Source organism: Paraburkholderia fynbosensis, from assembly GCF_902859935.1.
GTDB lineage: Bacteria > Pseudomonadota > Gammaproteobacteria > Burkholderiales > Burkholderiaceae > Paraburkholderia > Paraburkholderia fynbosensis.
Window position 1 is genome coordinate 26,392 of sequence record NZ_CADIKI010000035.1, and the last position, 16,799, is coordinate 43,190.

12 protein-coding genes and 1 pseudogene are annotated in these 16,799 nt (G+C 65.0%); 9 read left to right on the forward strand and 4 right to left on the reverse strand.

Features of this window, described 5'->3' with window-relative positions; genetic code table 11:
- The first annotated feature begins 143 nt into the window (after nucleotides 1-143).
- Both HV770_RS35695 and HV770_RS35700 read left to right on the forward strand, forming a co-directional pair.
- The gene (locus HV770_RS35695) at nucleotides 144-620 is read left to right on the forward strand and encodes a nitrate reductase associated protein (RefSeq protein ID WP_175166143.1); all 477 of its coding nucleotides are present in this window, start codon (nucleotides 144-146) and stop codon (nucleotides 618-620) included.
- A gap of 250 nt (nucleotides 621-870) precedes the next feature.
- Nucleotides 871-3,981, forward strand: coding sequence for a sensor domain-containing protein (locus HV770_RS35700; protein WP_175166144.1), 3,111 nt, complete (start codon nucleotides 871-873; stop codon nucleotides 3,979-3,981).
- A 142-nt stretch (nucleotides 3,982-4,123) separates the two neighbouring features.
- Here the strand turns inward: HV770_RS35700 and HV770_RS35705 are convergent, their stop codons facing one another.
- Entirely contained in the window at nucleotides 4,124-4,738 is a 615-nt protein-coding gene (locus HV770_RS35705) for a glutathione S-transferase (protein ID WP_175166145.1), read from the reverse strand.
- A gap of 158 nt (nucleotides 4,739-4,896) precedes the next feature.
- On the opposite strand from HV770_RS35705, the gene HV770_RS35710 reads away from it, so the two are divergent.
- Both HV770_RS35710 and HV770_RS35715 read left to right on the forward strand, forming a co-directional pair.
- Nucleotides 4,897-5,829 (forward strand): LysR substrate-binding domain-containing protein, encoded by a 933-nt coding sequence (locus HV770_RS35710; RefSeq protein WP_175166146.1) that lies wholly within the window; start codon nucleotides 4,897-4,899, stop codon nucleotides 5,827-5,829.
- Nucleotides 5,830-5,948: 119 nt separating this feature from the next.
- Nucleotides 5,949-6,059, forward strand: a pseudogene (locus HV770_RS35715) (DUF4148 domain-containing protein); the annotation flags it as partial.
- Nucleotides 6,060-6,212: 153 nt separating this feature from the next.
- Here HV770_RS35715 and HV770_RS35720 read toward each other — a convergent pair.
- Nucleotides 6,213-6,608, reverse strand: a complete 396-nt coding sequence (locus HV770_RS35720; RefSeq protein WP_121316527.1) for an acyl-CoA thioesterase — start codon at nucleotides 6,606-6,608, stop codon at nucleotides 6,213-6,215.
- A gap of 317 nt (nucleotides 6,609-6,925) precedes the next feature.
- Here HV770_RS35720 and HV770_RS35725 point away from each other — a divergent pair, with 317 nt between their 5' ends.
- A complete protein-coding gene (locus HV770_RS35725; protein WP_175166147.1) occupies nucleotides 6,926-8,815 on the forward strand; it encodes an ABCB family ABC transporter ATP-binding protein/permease in 1,890 nt (629 codons plus the stop codon).
- A gap of 195 nt (nucleotides 8,816-9,010) precedes the next feature.
- On the opposite strand, the gene murU is transcribed toward HV770_RS35725, so the two are convergent.
- Together murU and HV770_RS35735 are read right to left on the reverse strand one after the other, a co-directional pair.
- Nucleotides 9,011-9,718: an N-acetylmuramate alpha-1-phosphate uridylyltransferase MurU gene (murU, locus tag HV770_RS35730; protein WP_175166148.1), complete on the reverse strand. Its 708-nt coding sequence runs from the start codon at nucleotides 9,716-9,718 to the stop codon at nucleotides 9,011-9,013.
- A 9-nt stretch (nucleotides 9,719-9,727) separates the two neighbouring features.
- Nucleotides 9,728-10,819, reverse strand: a complete 1,092-nt coding sequence (locus tag HV770_RS35735) for an aminoglycoside phosphotransferase family protein (protein WP_175166149.1) — start codon at nucleotides 10,817-10,819, stop codon at nucleotides 9,728-9,730.
- Between the two features lie 222 nt (nucleotides 10,820-11,041).
- On the opposite strand from HV770_RS35735, the gene HV770_RS35740 reads away from it, so the two are divergent.
- The 4 genes from HV770_RS35740 (at nucleotide 11,042) to rsmA (ending at nucleotide 16,761) form a co-directional block, all read left to right on the forward strand.
- Complete coding sequence (locus tag HV770_RS35740; RefSeq protein WP_175166150.1) at nucleotides 11,042-13,411, forward strand: LPS-assembly protein LptD; 2,370 nt, start codon at nucleotides 11,042-11,044, stop codon at nucleotides 13,409-13,411.
- 67 nt (nucleotides 13,412-13,478) lie between these two features.
- Entirely contained in the window at nucleotides 13,479-14,843 is a 1,365-nt protein-coding gene (locus HV770_RS35745; protein WP_175166151.1) for a peptidylprolyl isomerase, read from the forward strand.
- 5 nt (nucleotides 14,844-14,848) lie between these two features.
- A complete protein-coding gene (gene pdxA / locus HV770_RS35750) occupies nucleotides 14,849-15,859 on the forward strand; it encodes a 4-hydroxythreonine-4-phosphate dehydrogenase PdxA (protein WP_175166152.1) in 1,011 nt (336 codons plus the stop codon).
- Nucleotides 15,860-15,930: 71 nt separating this feature from the next.
- Nucleotides 15,931-16,761: a 16S rRNA (adenine(1518)-N(6)/adenine(1519)-N(6))-dimethyltransferase RsmA gene (gene rsmA / locus HV770_RS35755; RefSeq protein WP_175166153.1), complete on the forward strand. Its 831-nt coding sequence runs from the start codon at nucleotides 15,931-15,933 to the stop codon at nucleotides 16,759-16,761.
- Nucleotides 16,762-16,799 lie beyond the last annotated feature (38 nt).

Consider the following 16,799-nt stretch of genomic DNA (forward strand, 5'->3'; position numbering starts at 1 on the left):
TGTGCGATGCTGCGCGCGCGTAGCGGTTCCCGAGGTTGCCCTGCGCCACCGGCAACCCCGGCCGAGCCGCTGTCGCGCGAATAAGGTTCTAAAATACCTCAAGCTGCGCTTGCACGCTGTGCGCCATCAGGAGGAGCCTTGTCATGGGACTCAACGAAGCACCGCTTCTGTTCAACTTCGAAGTCGCGTCTTCGGAGAATTTCACCTACATCCCGATGTCGGTGCGCTTCAATCTCGACCGTTTCGGGCTGCGCATCACGCTCGCCCAGTGGCAGTTGCTGCCACTCGAAGACCGCAAGCTGCTGGCGCGCTTCCCGGTCGAGGACGACGCGGAAATCGAACCGAATTTCGATCACGCGCTGTTCGAGATGCTGCGCACGCACGCGAACGTCGAGCCGGAGTGGTTCACGCCCGACGAGTCGCCCACGTGGCGCCACACGGACAGCGTGCCCGAAGGCGTCACCCTTCAGGCCGGGCTGGCCGGCCTCGTCGCGCCGAGCGCGGCTCGCTGGGCCGAACTCGATCCGTTCAAGCGCTACGTGCTCGCCAAATTGTCGCGCAAGCCGGAAGCCAATCACGACTTCGTCCCGGCGATGAAGGAATTCGGCGCGGCGGGGTAGCGGCGGCGAGGCGCGTGCAGCGCGGCTAGCGAGCGCAGCCGCCCATGCACGACTGGGCGAGCGCGATCCGCCACACGCTATCCGTCATTGCGCGCCCACCCCCGGTTTTTTTCATTCCCCACCCTCAACTCCGTTCCGGAAGTTGCCGTTATCCATGGGTTGGCGCGTAAAAAGACTCGCATCGATGCGGCCCGACGCACCGAGAACGACCGCGCGCTCCCGCCCTCGGAACGATTGACGTTCGGAATCCATGACTCTTTTCTTATCGAAGCGGCTGCTGATCAACATAGCGGTGGTCGTCGCCGCGGTCGGTGCGAACGCGTTCGTCGCCTACATGCAGATTGGCGGTCAGCGCGATGCCGACGCGCGCATGCTGCGCTCGACGAGCGTGCGCCAGAACCTCGACGCGTATCACACGACGCTCGACGGCGCACTGGCCGCGCTAGGCCGCTTCGAGGCATCGGGCGAGCCCGCGCCGGTCAAGGCGGCCGCCGCGATGACCACGACGCTCGCCGGCCTGGAGCAAGAGCTGCGTCAGGAGCTGGCCGGCGAACCGCCGATGCTCGACGCGCTGGCGAGGCTGAGCGCGAACAGCCACGCGCTGCAGCACGACATCGACGACGCGCTGTTGAAAAGCGCCAGCGCCCAGCCGGATGCGTCGCGCGCGTGGGCGGCGTCGGCCTACACCCGCCTCGGGCTCGAACTCGATCGCGTGGAAGCCGCGCTGGCCGCGCTGCGCAGCGAGGAAAACCGCGCGTTGCAGAAAGCGCTCGCGGTCTCGGCGAGCGAAACCCAGCGCGCGATGTTTCTGCTGATCGTGACGATGCTGGCCGGCGGCATGCTCCTCATCTTCACGTTCGGCGCCCGCGAAAACAGCGCGCGCGAAAAACTGCGCAGCGTGCGCGCGCTCGGGCGCCACGATGAACGCTTTCGCGGCCTGTTCGACGAGCATCCGGTGCCGATGTACATCTTCGATCGCGAGACGCTGCGCTTTCTCGCCGTCAACGCGGCTGCGATCCAGCAATACGGATACTCGGAGCACGAATTTCTCGGCATGACGATTCGCGCAATCCGCACGCATGGCGAAGTCTCGCGGCTCGAATCGCACCTGCAACGCCAGGACGCGATCCCGCACGGCCGCACGATGGCGGGCATCTGGCATCACCGGCGCAAGGACGGCTCGCTCATCAGCGTCGATATCTCGTATCACGCGCTGAACTTCATGGGCCGCGCGTCGCTCTTCGTGCTCGCCGACGACGTCACCGACCAGATCAACGCCGAAGCCGAGGCGCAGCGCTCGAACCAGATGCTCGAAGCGGTGATCGACAACATCCCGCAGCGCATCTTCTGGAAGGACCTCGAGTCGCGCTATCTCGGCTGCAACATGGCGTTCGCGCGCGATGCCGGGCTCGCCTATCCCGAGCAGGTGGTGGGCAGGCGCGATGCCGATATGCCGTGGCGCGCGTTCGCCGATCTGCTGGGCGACCACGACCAGGAAGTGGTGAGCACCGGCGTGCCGAAGATGAACTTCGAGGTCGACCTGGTGATCGACGGCGTGCACCGCACCACCGTCACGAGCAAGCTGCCGTTCACCGACGGCGAGGGCCGCGTGATCGGCGTGCTCGGTTCCTATACGGACATCACCGAGCGCAAGCGCGCCGATCTCGCGTTGCGTCTGCAAAGCCGCGCGCTCGACGCGAGCGTCAACGCGATTCTGATCACGGCGCCGTCGCCGGCCGGCAATCTGATCGAATATGTGAACCCGGCGTTCATGCGCATCACCGGCTACGATCCCGCCGAGGTGATCGGCCACGATTGCCGCGTGTTGCAACGCGATGACCGCGACCAGGAAGGCGTCGCGCTGATCCGCCAGGCGCTCGCGGCGAACCGCGAGGTCAGCGCGGTGCTGCGCAACTATCGCAAGGACGGCGCGCTGTTTTGGAATCAGCTGTTCATCGCGCCGGTGCCCAATGCGGAAGGCTTGATCACCCATCACATCGGCGTGATCAACGACGTGACCGATCTGATCCGCTATCAGGAACAACTCGAATACCAGGCCAACTACGACAGCCTCACGCGCCTGCCGAACCGCAACCTGCTGCGCGACCGGCTCGAGCAGGCGCTGGTCGTCGCGCGGCGGCATCACAACGGCGTCGCCGTCGTGTTCCTCGATCTCGACGGTTTCAAGAACGTCAACGACACGCTCGGCCATAACGTTGGCGACCGGCTGCTGCGGGTGGTCGCCGAGCGCCTCGCGCGCTGCTCGCGCACCAGCGACACGGTGGCGCGGCACGGCGGCGACGAGTTCGTGATCGTGATCACCGACACCGTCGATGAACAGTCGCTGATCGCATGGATGGAGCGCGTGCGCTCGTCGATCTCCGAGCCGGTGTGGCTCGACGGCACCGAGCTGTACGTGGGTTGCAGCATGGGCGCGAGCCTGTTCCCGCAAGACGGCGACGACGCCGAATCGCTGATGCAAAAGGCCGACCTCGCGATGTATCGCGCGAAGGACATGGGCCGCAATACGTTCCAGTTCTATCAGCCGGAGATGAATGCGAGCGCGGGCGCGCGTCTGAATCTCGAACGGCGCCTGCGCCGTGCGTTGCGTGACGATGAATTCCTGCTGCACTACCAGCCGCAGGTGGATATCGGCAGCGGACAGATTGTCGGCATCGAGGCACTGGTGCGCTGGCACGATCCGGAAGACGGCCTGGTGTTGCCGTCGGCATTCATTCCGTTGGCGGAAGAGAGCGGGCTGATCGGGCCGCTGTCCGAATGGGTGCTGCGTGAAGCATGCCGCCAGAACAAGGCCTGGCAGGATGAGGGCTTGCCGCCGACGCGGGTGTCGGTGAATCTGTCGGCGCGTGTATTCCAGCAGCGCGATATCGCGAAGCTGGTGACGCAGGTGCTGACCGAGACCGGTCTGGAGCCGCGCTACCTCGAACTGGAGCTGACCGAAAGCACCATCATGCGGAACGCCGAGGAAGCGGTGTTGATGCTCAACGAGTTGCACGCGCTCGGCATCGGCCTCGCGATCGACGACTTCGGCACCGGCTATTCAAGCCTCAGCTATCTGAAACGCTTCCCGGTGGACCGGCTGAAGATCGACCGCTCGTTTGTGTCGGACATCGGCGTGTCAGGCGACGACGAGACGATCACCTCGGCCATCATCGCGCTGGCGCACTCGCTGAAGCTGCACGTGATCGCGGAAGGCGTCGAAACGTCGGCGCAACTCGACTTCCTGAAAGAGCGCGCGTGCGACGAGATGCAGGGCTTCTACTTCGCGCGGCCGTTATCGACCGACGCGATTTCCGAGTTGTTGCAAGGAGGCGTGGGGCGGGAGCTGGAGCCGGCTTGATTGGCGCGTAGGGAGCGGCTCGCAGCGGCAATCGAGGCGCTGCGAAGCGGCACATCACTGCCGGGCCAATCGGCGGCGCGTTCCAGTTCATCCTCGTACGCCGCATTGTCGATGACAGGCCGCGTTTCCCGCACCGCCGTTGTCACACCGCGGGCGTCTCCACGAAAACCGGCAAGTCCTCCGCCAGCGCCGAAAACGCCTGCAAGTGCGGGTACGCGGCTTTATCGACGATTTCCGGCAGCATCATCTGCGTGAAATGCCAGCTCACCGCCACGGTGACGTCCGCCGCGTCGAACTGCTCCTGCTCGATCGGCAGCGCGGCCGCCGCCACCTCGCGTTCGAGTTCGGCGTAAGCGGCGAGCAGTTGCGCGCGCACGCGCTCGAGCCAAGGCTCGTGCTGCTTTTCCACCGGCCGCAGATTGCGCTCGTAGACGATCTGGATGCTCTTCTCGCACGCCGCGAGCGCGAGCCCCGATAGACGGGCGGCGCGCAAAGCATCCTCCGGCACAGTGGAGAAGAGCCGCTGCCCGGGTCCGGCCAGCGTCGCCAGGTACTGCAGGATCACCGATGACTCCATCACCGTGCTGCCGTTGTCGGCGATCAGCGTCGGCGCCTTGACGACCGGGTTGATCTGCGCGAACTGGTCGTACGTGCTGAACACCGAGATCGACGCGTGTTCGAAGTCGAGCTTCAGCAATTTGAGGCAGATGGCGACCCGGCGTACGTAGGGCGAATCGAGCATTCCGATCAGTTTCATGTGTTTCCCGTTAGAAGTTCTATCATTGCGCGCCTGAGCGGGCCGCGCCGCGGCGCTTCTCGTCCAGTGCGATGCCTGGCGCCTCAGACGATAGATTAAGCGTCTCCGCGCGCCAAAAGAAGCGACAATTACCGACGACCTACGTCAGAATTTCTAACATGAAGCCCATCCCGCCGCTTACCGCGCTCCGCTGTTTCGAAGCCGTCGCCCGTCTGGGCCGCGTCACTCAGGCCGCGCGCGAATTGCACGTGACGCACTCGGCGGTGAGCCAGCAGATCAGGGCGCTGGAGGACGCGATGGGTATCACGCTGTTCATCCGCGAGGCGCGCGGGTTGCGCCTCACCGACGAAGGGCGCCTGTATGCGCTGGACATCCGCGCCGCACTGCGCGATATCACCGAGGCCACGGGCCGTGCGCAGGCGCGCCCGCAGGAGAGCGAACTGGTGATCTCGACCCTGCCGTCGTTCGCGCAGCACTGGCTCGTGCCGCGGCTCGCGAGCTTTCGCGAAGCGCACCCGTACTATCGGGTGCGCCTGTTGACCAGCCTGCAGGTCGAGGATTTTCGCCAGAGCGCGGTCGACATCGGCATCCGCATGGGACAAGGGCATTGGCCCGACGTCGCGCAACAAAAATTGTTCGACGACGACATGGTGGTCGTTGCCGCGCCTCAGTTCGCGCTCGCACCGGACGGCCGCTTTCCCATCAGCGCCGAGGACGTGGTCGCCTGCCCGCTGATCTCCAGCCCCGATGCGCCGTGGGCCGACTGGTGCCACGCGGCGCACATCGCGCCGCCGCCGGCGGAAGCCGTGGTGCTGTCGGCCAACGATTCGAACATCGCGATCGGCGCGGTGCTGCTGGGCCAAGGCATCGCGCTCGAGCGACGCAGTCTGGTCGCGCATGCGTTGGCGCAAGGTGCGTTGGTGCAGATCACCACGATCCGCGTTCCGTATCGCTATCCATACTGGCTGGTGTGGCAGCAGCGCGAAATTCTCAATGCCCGCCAGACGCATTTCGCGCAGTGGATCGAAGCGCAGGTCGATGTTTATTTGCGCGGCGATGGCGCGTCCGCAGTGTCGAGCCGGGCGGCCTAGCCACTGCCTGCGCGGGTCAAAGCGATTTGCGCATGAATTTCGGTCGCATATATTCGTGGTTCCCATCCGGGGACTTGCTGGGGCATGACGAAGCACCGACGAAACATCGAAGGAACATCGAAGAAACCGGCTATCAGCCGTCGCGCAACGATCCGAACTATCCGAACTATCCGAACGACATCCAGAACGCGCAGAAGAAAGCGGGCATCGGCGCGGCGGCGAGCCAGTAAGCCAGTATGCCGTAGCGAAGCCCGACCGCGTCCGCCCGGTCCCGAGCGTGCCGCCACATCTGCAACTTCAAGGTATGAAACGGAAAGAGGCGCCAAAGGCGCCTCTTTCCATTTGTGCTCGAGTGGCTCGCTTCAGCCAGTCAACTCAGCCACTCAGTCGAGCACCGGCAGTGCGCGCGGGCGGCGGTCGCTATCGGTAGCGACGTAGGTGAGGATCGCCTCGGTGACCTTCACGAGATCTTCGGTCAGGCTCATGCGCTGCGCGTAGACCTCGACCGACACCGTGACCGACGTATTGCCCGTCTTGACGATATCCGCGTAAAAGCTCAATAGGTCGCCGACGAACACCGGCTGCTTGAACACGAACGAATTGACCGCGATGGTCGCCACCCGCCCGTTGGCGCGACGGCTCGCCGGGATCGAGCCGGCAATGTCCACCTGCGCCATGATCCAGCCGCCGAACACGTCGCCGTGGACGTTCGCGTCCGACGGTTGCGGCACGACGCGCAGCGCACAGGGCTTTTGCGGGAGTTGAAGAAGATCGGTCATCGGGGCACCCTTGAGAAACGTATTGGCTCGGTCGGCTCGACCGGCAGGCGGGGATTTCACGACGACTGCACCATCGGCGGGGCGACCCGGGCAGATGGGACGGCCGCGCGGCCAACGTGCAACCGATGGCCGGACAGCCCATGAAAAGCGGCGCCAGCCGGCTTCTGCGACAATAGAAAGATCAGGAATTGTACGGGAAAGCGTTCAGCGAGGTCGTGCGTCAATAAGCGGTGTGCCGGCTCGGCAGGCCGCACCCGACGCGCCGCTATTGTCGCGGGAGCTCCGGCATTTTCACACACTCCCCCTTGCAGATCCCCATGCGCCGCACGCCCTCGTCCGAACCCTCGCCGATTTCCACCCAGCCTCGCAACGACTGGCAGACGATCCTGTCGCTGCTGCCTTACCTCGCCACGTATAAATGGCGAGTCGGCTTCGCGCTCAGTTGCCTGATCGGCGCGAAGGTCGCCAATCTGGGCGTGCCGATCGTGATGAAGCGCATCGTCGACAGCCTCGCGTCGGTCCAGCATCTCACCGCGCTCGGCCGCGCGCACGACGCGCCGGGCATCGTGCTGCTCGGCGGCGTTGGGCTGCTGGTGGTCGCGTATGCGGTGGTGCGGCTGTCCACGTCGCTCTTCACCGAACTGCGCGAGATGCTGTTTTCGAAAGTGACCGAGAGCGCGGTGCGGCAACTCGCGCTGAAGGTGTTTCGCCATCTGCATGCGCTGTCGCTGCGGTTTCATCTCGAACGGCAGACGGGCGGCATGTCGCGCGACATCGAACGCGGCACGCGCGGCATCACGCAACTGATCTCGTATTCGCTCTACAGCATCCTGCCGACGCTCGTCGAAGTCAGCCTCGTGCTCGGCTTTTTCGTCGTCAAATATGAGGCGTATTACGCGATCGTCACGTTCATCGCGCTCGCGGTGTACATCGTGTTCACGGTGAAGGTCACCGAGTGGCGCACGCATTTTCGCCGCACGATGAACGATCTCGATTCGAAAGCCAACTCGCGCGCCATCGATTCGCTGCTCAACTACGAGACCGTCAAGTACTTCGGCAACGAAGAGTGGGAAGCGAGCCGCTACGATGAAAACCTCAAGCGCTATCGCACGGCGGCGATCAAATCGCAGCGTTCGCTGTCGGCGCTGAACTTCGGGCAGCAGGCGATCATCGGCACGGGGCTCGTGTTCATCCTCTGGCGCGCGACGCAAGGCGTGATGGCCGGGCGCCTCACGCTCGGCGATCTGGTGCTGATCAACACCTTCATGCTGCAGCTTTATATTCCGCTGAATTTTCTCGGCGTCGTGTATCGCGAACTGAAGCAGAGTCTTACCGACATGGACCGTATGTTCACGCTGCTCGGCGCGGCGCAGGAAGTGCCGGACCTGCCCGATGCGCCACCATTGCAAGTGCGCGGTGCGCAGGTGCGCTTCGAGCACGTAAACTTCGCGTACGAGCCGGCGCGCCAGATTCTGCACGACGTGAGCTTCACGATTCCCGCGGGGACCACGACCGCGGTGGTCGGCCATAGCGGCTCGGGCAAATCCACGCTCGCGCGGCTGATGTTCCGCTTCTATGATCTGGACCGCGCGACGGGCGGCGCGATCACGATCGACGCTCAGGATATCCGCGACGTCACGCAGGATTCGCTGCGCGCGTCGATCGGCATCGTGCCGCAGGACACGGTGCTGTTCAATGATTCGATCTACTACAACATCGCATACGGCCGGCCATCGGCGAGCCGCGAAGAAGTGATTGCGGCGGCGCGCGCGGCGCATATTCACGAGTTCATCGAAGGACTGCCGAACGGCTATGACACGCCGGTCGGCGAGCGCGGCCTGAAATTGTCGGGCGGCGAAAAGCAGCGCGTGGCGATTGCGCGGACCATCCTGAAGAATCCGCCGATCCTGCTGTTCGATGAAGCGACCTCTGCGCTCGATTCGCGCTCGGAGCGCGCGATCCAGCACGAGCTCGATCAGATCGCCCGCGAGCGCACGACGCTGATCATCGCGCACCGGCTATCCACGGTGGTGCATGCGCAGCAGATCATCGTGATGGACAAGGGGCGCATCGTCGAGCGCGGCACGCATGCGGAACTGCTGCGCGCGAACGGACTGTTTGCGCAGATGTGGGCCTTGCAGCAGCAACGTGCGGCAGAGGCACCCGAGCCGATGGAGACGATTGGAGCGGGCGAGGGCGGGCGGTGAGTGCCGCGCCTGGGTGGCTTGTGCAACGGGCGGCGGGGCGCAGCAGTCGAACGGTTTGAGCGGTGAACGCGGTACGTCCGCTTCACCGGCGAACCGGATGCCGCGCGTGAATTTGCGCGGTATGGCACGTCGGCCTTCGCGCGACACCGCCGCTCGCCTCGAGGCTTTTTTGCGCTGCGCCCCGATTCGCCGCCCTCAGCGCATCCTCAAGCGCTGATCCAGATCCTGCAGTTGAGCCGCCGTCCCGACGTTCTCCCACAAGCCTTCGTACAACTCGCCGCTCGCGCGTCCGCGCGCAATCGTCTCGCGGTAATACGGCGTGAGCGCGCGCCGCGTGCCGCGCGGCAAGCCGCGGAACATGCGCGTGTCGTAAAGCCCGATGCTGCCGAACGTCAGGCGCGGCTGCGCGTCGAGCGACAGCACGCCGTCGACCAGAGCAAAGTCGCCGTTCGGATGAAACGGCGGATTGGGCACCATCACCAGATGCATGCCCGGAGCGGGCTGCGCCTTCAATTGCCGCGCGCGAGCAGCGAGCGCGGCGTAATTGAAATCGGCGTACACGTCGCCGGCGACCGCGACGAACACGTCGCTCGCGCCGTCATCTTCGAGCAGCGGCAGCGCCTGCGCGATGCCGCCCGCCGTCTCCAATGCTTCATGCTCGGCCGAGTAGCGCAATTCGACCTGCCAGCGCGAACCGTCGCCGAGCGCGGCTTCGAGTTGCGCGCCGAGCCACGCATGATTGATCACGATGGTCTGGAAGCCGGCCCGCGCGAGCCGTTCGATCTGCCAGACGATCAGGGGCTTGCCGCCCACTTCGAGCAAAGGTTTGGGGCACGCGTCGGTCAACGGACGCATACGCTCGCCGCGGCCCGCGGCGAAAATCATCGCTTTCTTCAGGGACATGGTGGCCGGTCAGAACGTGTAGCCGACTTCATTCGCGCGGCCTTCGAGCTCGTCGAGCAGCTTCGCGAACGGACGCAGCGGCGCATAGCGTTCGGCCACCTTGCGCGCATAGCCGATGAAACGCGGCAGATCCTTCATGTAGTGCGGCTTGCCGTCCCGGTAGTTGATCCGGCAGAACAGGCCCAGCACCTTGATGTGCCGTTGCAGCCCCATCCACTCGATCTGCCGGTAGAACTCGCCGAAATCGGCATCGACCGGCAGGCCGGCCTTTTTCGCGCGCTCCCAGTAGTACACGAAGCAGTCCAGCTCGAACTCCTCGTCCCAGCCGATGAACGCGTCGCGCAGCAGCGACGCGACGTCATATGTGATCGGGCCGAACACCGCGTCCTGGAAGTCCAGCACGCCGGGGTTCACAGGATTCGGCGCGGCGCCGATCATCAGATTGCGCGGCATGAAATCGCGCAGCATGAACACCTGCGGCTGCGCGCGCGCGCTCGCGATCAGCAGCGCGAACGTGCGATCGAGCACGCCACGCGTTTTTTCGTCGACCTCGCGCGCGAGGTGCCGGCCGATGAACCACTCCGGCATCAGCTCCATTTCGCGGCGCAGGAATGCTTCGTCGAACGGCGGCAGCACGTTTTCGCGCGAACTGAGTTGCCAGCGGATCAGCGCGTCGAGCGCGTCGCGCATCAGCGTGCGGGCGCGCCGCGAATCGCCGGACTGTCGCGCGTCGGTCAGCGCAGCGAGGTAGGAAGCGGTGCCCAGATCGGTGACGAGCATCAGCCCGGCATCGAAATCGGCCTCCAGCACGCGCGGCACATGCACGCCGGCGGCGTCGAGCAGGCCGGCGACCTGCACGAATTCGCGGGACTTCTCGGGCGGCGGGGCATCGACGGCGATCAGGGTAGTGGCGCTTTCGCCTTCCGCCGCCTTACCGGCGAGGCGGAAATAGCGGCGAAAACTGGCGTCGGACGAAGCCGGGACCAGCGTGTCGAGCTCGAGCGCATAACGCGCCGCATGGCCTTGCAGCCAGGCTTTGAGCAGTTCGAGACGGCTGTCGGTGGAGTCTTGGGTCGTGTCTTGGGAAGAGGGGGGCGTCATGAAAACCGGCAGCAAATTCAGAGGGGCAACGTCTTGCCATATAATACCCCACGACTTTTTTGACGCGACTCACGCCGGCTTTCGCGTGGTCCGCTTTACCGCCCGCCTCATCGTTCGACAGATTGTAAATATTGATGTACAGCCGACTGTCACGGTCGGGGTGTGCAGGCGGTGGATCGTGACTGCAGGAGCTGACGGACGGGCCGATTCGCCAAACGATACATGCCGCCTAGAAAGCTTTCCCAAACGACTCCCTCTTGTGCTGTAGTGCCGCGCAAAAGGCGGCTCGTCGCGGCGTTGATCGCCGCTCCGGGCCTGATGCCCGCGCTCGCGCACGCCCAGCTGGTGGGGGAAGCCGCGCAGCCGCAATCCATCGACATCCCGTGGGGCATGCGGCTTGCCCCGCAGCTCGAGGATCATCCGCTGCAAGCCGGCCAGAGCCCGGCCACGTTCGTGCTCGGCGACAGCGCCGCCGGCACCATCGACCAGGATCTGGCGGTCAAGGGCTCGGGCGAGCTGCGCCGCAATACGGCCGTGATCAAGGCCGACGCGCTGCACTACGATCAGGACACGGACATGGCCGACGCATACGGCCAGGTTCACGTGATCAACAGCGGCAATACCTTCATCGGTCCGGAAGCGCATCTGCGCGTGGATTCGACCGAAGGCTTCATGACCTCGCCGAAGTATCACTTCAACCTGACGGGCGGCTCGGGCAGCGCGGAGCGTGTCGACCTGCTCGACTACGAGCGCTCGGTGTTTACGCGCGGCACCTATACGGCGTGCGCGTGCGAGGACAACCCGGCCTGGTACATCAAGGGCAGCGAGTTCGACTTCGACACCGGCGCGGACGAAGGCGTTGCGTACAACAGCGTGCTGTTCTTCCAGGGCGTGCCGGTGTTCGCCTCGCCCTGGCTGTCGTTCCCGTTGTCGGGCGAGCGGCGCAGCGGGCTGTTGCCGCCCACGTTCTCGCTGAGTTCGTCGAATGGCGTCGAACTCTCGGTACCGTATTACTTCAACATCGCGCCGAATCGCGATCTGACGGTCACGCCGCGTCTGATCTCCAAGCGCGGTGTGCAGTTGCAGAGCACGTTCCGTTATCTGTCGCCCACGTATTCCGGCTCGATCACCGGCGAATTCCTGCCGGACGATCGCCTGACCAAGACCAACCGCTACGCGCTGTATATCCAGCACAACCAGAACTTCGGCAACGGGTTTGGCGGCTACATCTACTACAACAGGGTTTCGGACAACACGTATCCGGAAGACCTGTCGTCGTCGGTCAATCAGTTCATGAACGGCACCCAGCTCCTGTATCAGCAGGAAGCCGGGTTGACCTACAACAACGGGCCGTGGTCGGTGCTCGCGCGCGAACAGCACTGGCAGACGCTCGAACCGTCGGTCGCGCCGTACGGCCGTGAGCCGCAGTTGAACGTGAAGTACGCGAAGTACAACGTCGGCGGCTTCGATTTCGGCACGGAAGCCGACTACACGAATTTCCGCATCACCACCGGGGACATGACCCAGGGTCAGCGGGTGCTGTTCAACCCGTACGTGTCGTACTCGGTGGTCGGGCCGGGCTACTTCGTCACGCCGAAGGTGCAGTGGCACTTCGCGTCGTACAACCTGAACAACCTCAGCACCGCCGACGTGGCGCGCGGCACGCCGAAGAATTTCACCGAATCGATCCCGACGCTGAGCTTCGATACCGGGCTGATTTTCGAGCGCTCGGTGCGCGTGTTCGGCGCCGATTACATCCAGACCCTGGAGCCGCGCCTGTACTACGTGTACACGCCGTACCGCAATCAGGACAACGCGCCGCTCTTCGACACCGCCGACTCCGACTTCGGTCTCGCGGAAATCTTCACGCCGAACACCTTCGTCGGCAACGACCGGATCGCCGACGCGAACCGCCTGACCGCGGCCATCACCACGCGCTTCATCAACCCGGCCACGGGCGACGAGCGGGCGCGCTTCGTGATCGCGCAGCAGTACTATTTCCAGGACCAGCGCGTCACGCTGCAGCCGAACCAGACCAGCACGCAGGCCACGCATTCGGACCTGATCGCGGGTGCGTCGTTCAAGCTCGGCGCCGGTTTCGCCTCGGAAACGGCGTTCCAATATAATGCCGACAACAATCAGCTGGTGAAGACGAGCGTCGGCTTCGGGTTCAGTCCGGCGACCGGCAAGGTGATCAACGTCGCGTACCGTTACACGCGCGCGAACACCACGCTGGACAACCAGCCGATCAACCAGATCCTGGTGTCGGGACAGTGGCCGCTCACGCATCGCGTGTACGGCGTCGCGCGGTTCAACTACGACCTGGGCGGCCACCGGATCGTCGACGGCTTGGTCGGCATGCAATACGACGCCGACTGCTGGACGCTCGGCGCCGGCATCCAGCGCTATGCGAACGGCCTGAACACCTCGGGGCAGAATCAGTCGAGTACGCGGTTCCTGGCGCAGTTGACCTTCAAGGGCCTGTCGAGCGTCGATAACGGGCTGATGACCGCGTTCCGCAACAGCGTGGCGGGTTACACGCCGTTGCCGCCGCCGCCGCCGCCGGAATCTCGCTTCACGAATTACGAATGACGCGCGCCCAATCATTTATTGAATGCGAAAAGACGGGCCAGGCGTGCCCGACATCATTGGAGTATCTGTGGCAATCATGAAAAAGCATCGCTTGGCAACGCTTGCGGCCGGTCTCGTCGCCGCGGCGTCTTTCCTGTCGGTCGCGCCGGTTCAGGCGCAGGCGCTGGGCGGCAGTAGCGGCCAGACGGTCGACACCATCGCCGCAGTGGTCAACAACGGTGTCATCACGCGGCGCGAGCTCGACGAGCGCATGAGCCTGATCACGCGCCGGCTGAACCAGCAGAACGCGCCGGTCCCGCCGATGGACCAGCTGCGCCAGCAGGTGCTCAACCAGATGGTGCTGGAGCGCATCCAGCTGCAGAAGGCGAAGGAAGACGGCATCAACATCGACGACGCCGCCGTGCAAAAAACGCTCGAGCGGCTCGCCCAGGCGAACAACATGTCGCTCGAAATGTACCGCGCGCGCATCGAGGCGCAAGGCGTGCCCTGGACCACCTTCACCGGCGACGCGCGTACCGAACTGACGCTGTCGCGCCTGCGCGAGAAGGAAGTGGACAGCAAGGTCACGGTGTCGGACGCCGAGGTGGCGAACTACATCGCCAGTCAGCGTGGCCCGAATGCCGGCCAGACGAGCGACCTGCATCTACAGCATATTTTCGTGAAGGCGCCGCTGAACGCGCCGGAGACGGACATCGAGGCGGCGCAGCAGAAAGCGCAGTCTTTGCTGACCCAAGCCAAGGGCGGCGCCAATTTCGAGAGGCTCGCGAAGTCCAACTCGCAGGCGCCGGACGCGGCAAAGAACGGCGGCGATCTGGGTTTCCTCACGCCGTCCAAGCTGCCGCCTGAATTCGTCAAGGCCGCGTCGACGCTGCGCCCCGGCGAGGTCAGCCCGGATCTGATCCGCACCAACGACGGTTTCGAGATCGTGCGGCTGGTCGATCGCCGCGCCGGTCAGGGCACGAGCGCGGACGCGCCGAAGCTCGTGCAGACGCACGTGCGCCACATCCTGCTGCGCGTCGGCGACGGCATGTCCGAGCCGCAAGCGCGCCAGAAGCTGCTCGAGATCAAGAGTGAGATTGCGGCGGGCGGCGATTTCTCGAAGTTCGCACACACCTACTCGCAGGACGGTTCGTCGTCGCAAGGCGGCGACCTCGGCTGGATCAGCCCGGGCGAAACGGTGCCGGAATTCGAGCGCGCGATGAACTCGCTCCAGGACGGCCAGATCAGCGACCCGGTGCGCAGCGAATACGGCTACCACCTGATCCAGGTGCTGGGCCGCCGTGAAGCAGAAGGCTCGGTATCGCAGCAAATGGATCTGGCGCGCCAGGCCATCGGTCAGCGCAAGGCGGAGCAGGCTTACGCCGACTGGCTGCGCGAACTGCGCGACACCGCTTACGTGGAAGTGAAGCCCACGCTGTCGAGCGTCCAATAACCATCATGACGAGCGCCGCCCAGTCCACCAGCCAGCCCTTGCAGATCGCGATCACGACCGGCGAGCCCGCCGGCGTCGGCCCCGAACTGACGGCGCAGGCGTTGGCCGGCGCGGCGGCGCACTGGCCGAACGCGCAGTTCACCGTGCTGGGCGACGCGGGTCTGCTCGCCGAACGCGCGCGTGCGGTGGGCGTCGATTGGACCGCGCTGCTGGCACACGGCCAGCGCGTGCGGGTGCAGCACCAGCCGCTCGGCGCGCCGTCGCGCGCGGGCAAGCTGGACGCCGCCAACGGCCGCTACGTGCTCGATCTGCTCGACAGCGCGATCGACGGCGCGGTGGCCGGCATCTTCGACGCGATCGTCACCGCGCCGCTGCAGAAAAGCACGATTAACGACGCCGGTGTGCCGTTCACCGGCCACACCGAATATCTGGCCGAGCGCACTCACACGCCACGCGTGGTGATGATGCTGGCCGGCACCGGCAAGCGTCCGTTGCGCGTCGCGCTCGCGACCACGCATCTGCCGCTCAAGGACGTGTCGGCCGCGCTGTCGGTCGAGGGTATCGTCGAGACGCTGCGCATCATCGATCACGATCTGCGGCTTCACTTCGGCTTGCCCGCGCCGCGCATTCTCGTGACTGGGCTGAACCCGCACGCGGGCGAAAACGGTTATCTGGGCCGCGAGGAAATCGAGGTCATCACGCCGGCGCTCACGCTCGCGAACGACCAGGGTATCGACGCGCGCGGCCCCTATCCGGCCGACACGCTGTTCCAGCCGCGTTATCTCGAAGAGGCCGACTGCGTGCTGGCGATGTTCCACGATCAGGGTCTGCCGGTGTTGAAGTACGCGACGTTCGGCGAAGGCATCAATGTCACGCTCGGCTTGCCGATCATCCGCACCTCGGTCGATCACGGCACCGCCCTCGATCTGGCCGGCACCGGCCGCGCCGACGCGGGCAGCCTGCTTGCCGCGATCGACACGGCGGTGTCGATGGCGCAGCATCGCCGCGCGGGCTGAGCGCGCGCGCCGCAGCGCGGTTTGCGGCGTTTTCCTTTTTCTCAAGCAGTTCTTTTCTTAGCGTTTCTTCGATGTCCACCAGCAGACAGCAACAGGGCCGGCACCAGGGTCATCTCGCGCGCAAGCGTTTCGGTCAGAACTTTCTGGTCGACATGGGCGTGATCGATTCGATCGTCGACGTGATCCGGCCGCAACGTGGCGAGCGCATGGTCGAAATCGGACCGGGACTCGGCGCGCTCACCGAACCGCTGATCGAGCGGCTCGCGACGCCGCAAGCGCCGTTGCACGCGGTCGAACTGGATCGCGATCTGATCGGCCGTCTGAAGACCCGGTTCGGCGACCTGCTCGAGCTGCACGCGGGCGACGCGCTCGCGTTCGACTTCGGCTCGCTCGCCGCGCCGGGCGACAAGGCGTCGCTGCGCATCGTCGGCAATCTGCCGTACAACATTTCGAGCCCGCTGCTGTTTCATTTGACCTCGTTCGCGCATCGCGTGATCGATCAGCACTTCATGCTGCAGAACGAGGTGGTCGAGCGGATGGTGGCGGAGCCCGGCACCAAGGCGTTCAGCCGGCTGTCGGTGATGCTGCAGTACCGCTACGTGATCGACAAGCAGCTCGACGTGCCGCCCGAAGCGTTCCAGCCGCCGCCGAAGGTCGATTCGGCGATTGTGCGGATGATCCCGTACGAGTTGCATGAACTGCCGCCTGTCGACGAACGCGTGCTCGGCGAGGTGGTGACGGCAGCGTTCTCGCAGCGTCGCAAGATGTTGCGCAACACGCTGGCCGCGTTCCGCGATTCGGTGGATTTCGAGGCGCTCGGCTTCGATCTGCAACGCCGCGCCGAAGACGTGTCGGTGGCCGAATACGTGCGGGTGGCGCAGATCGTGGCGGACAAGGCTTAGTGACTTGTGCCGGTCGCTGAGGCCTCTGATGCCTCAGC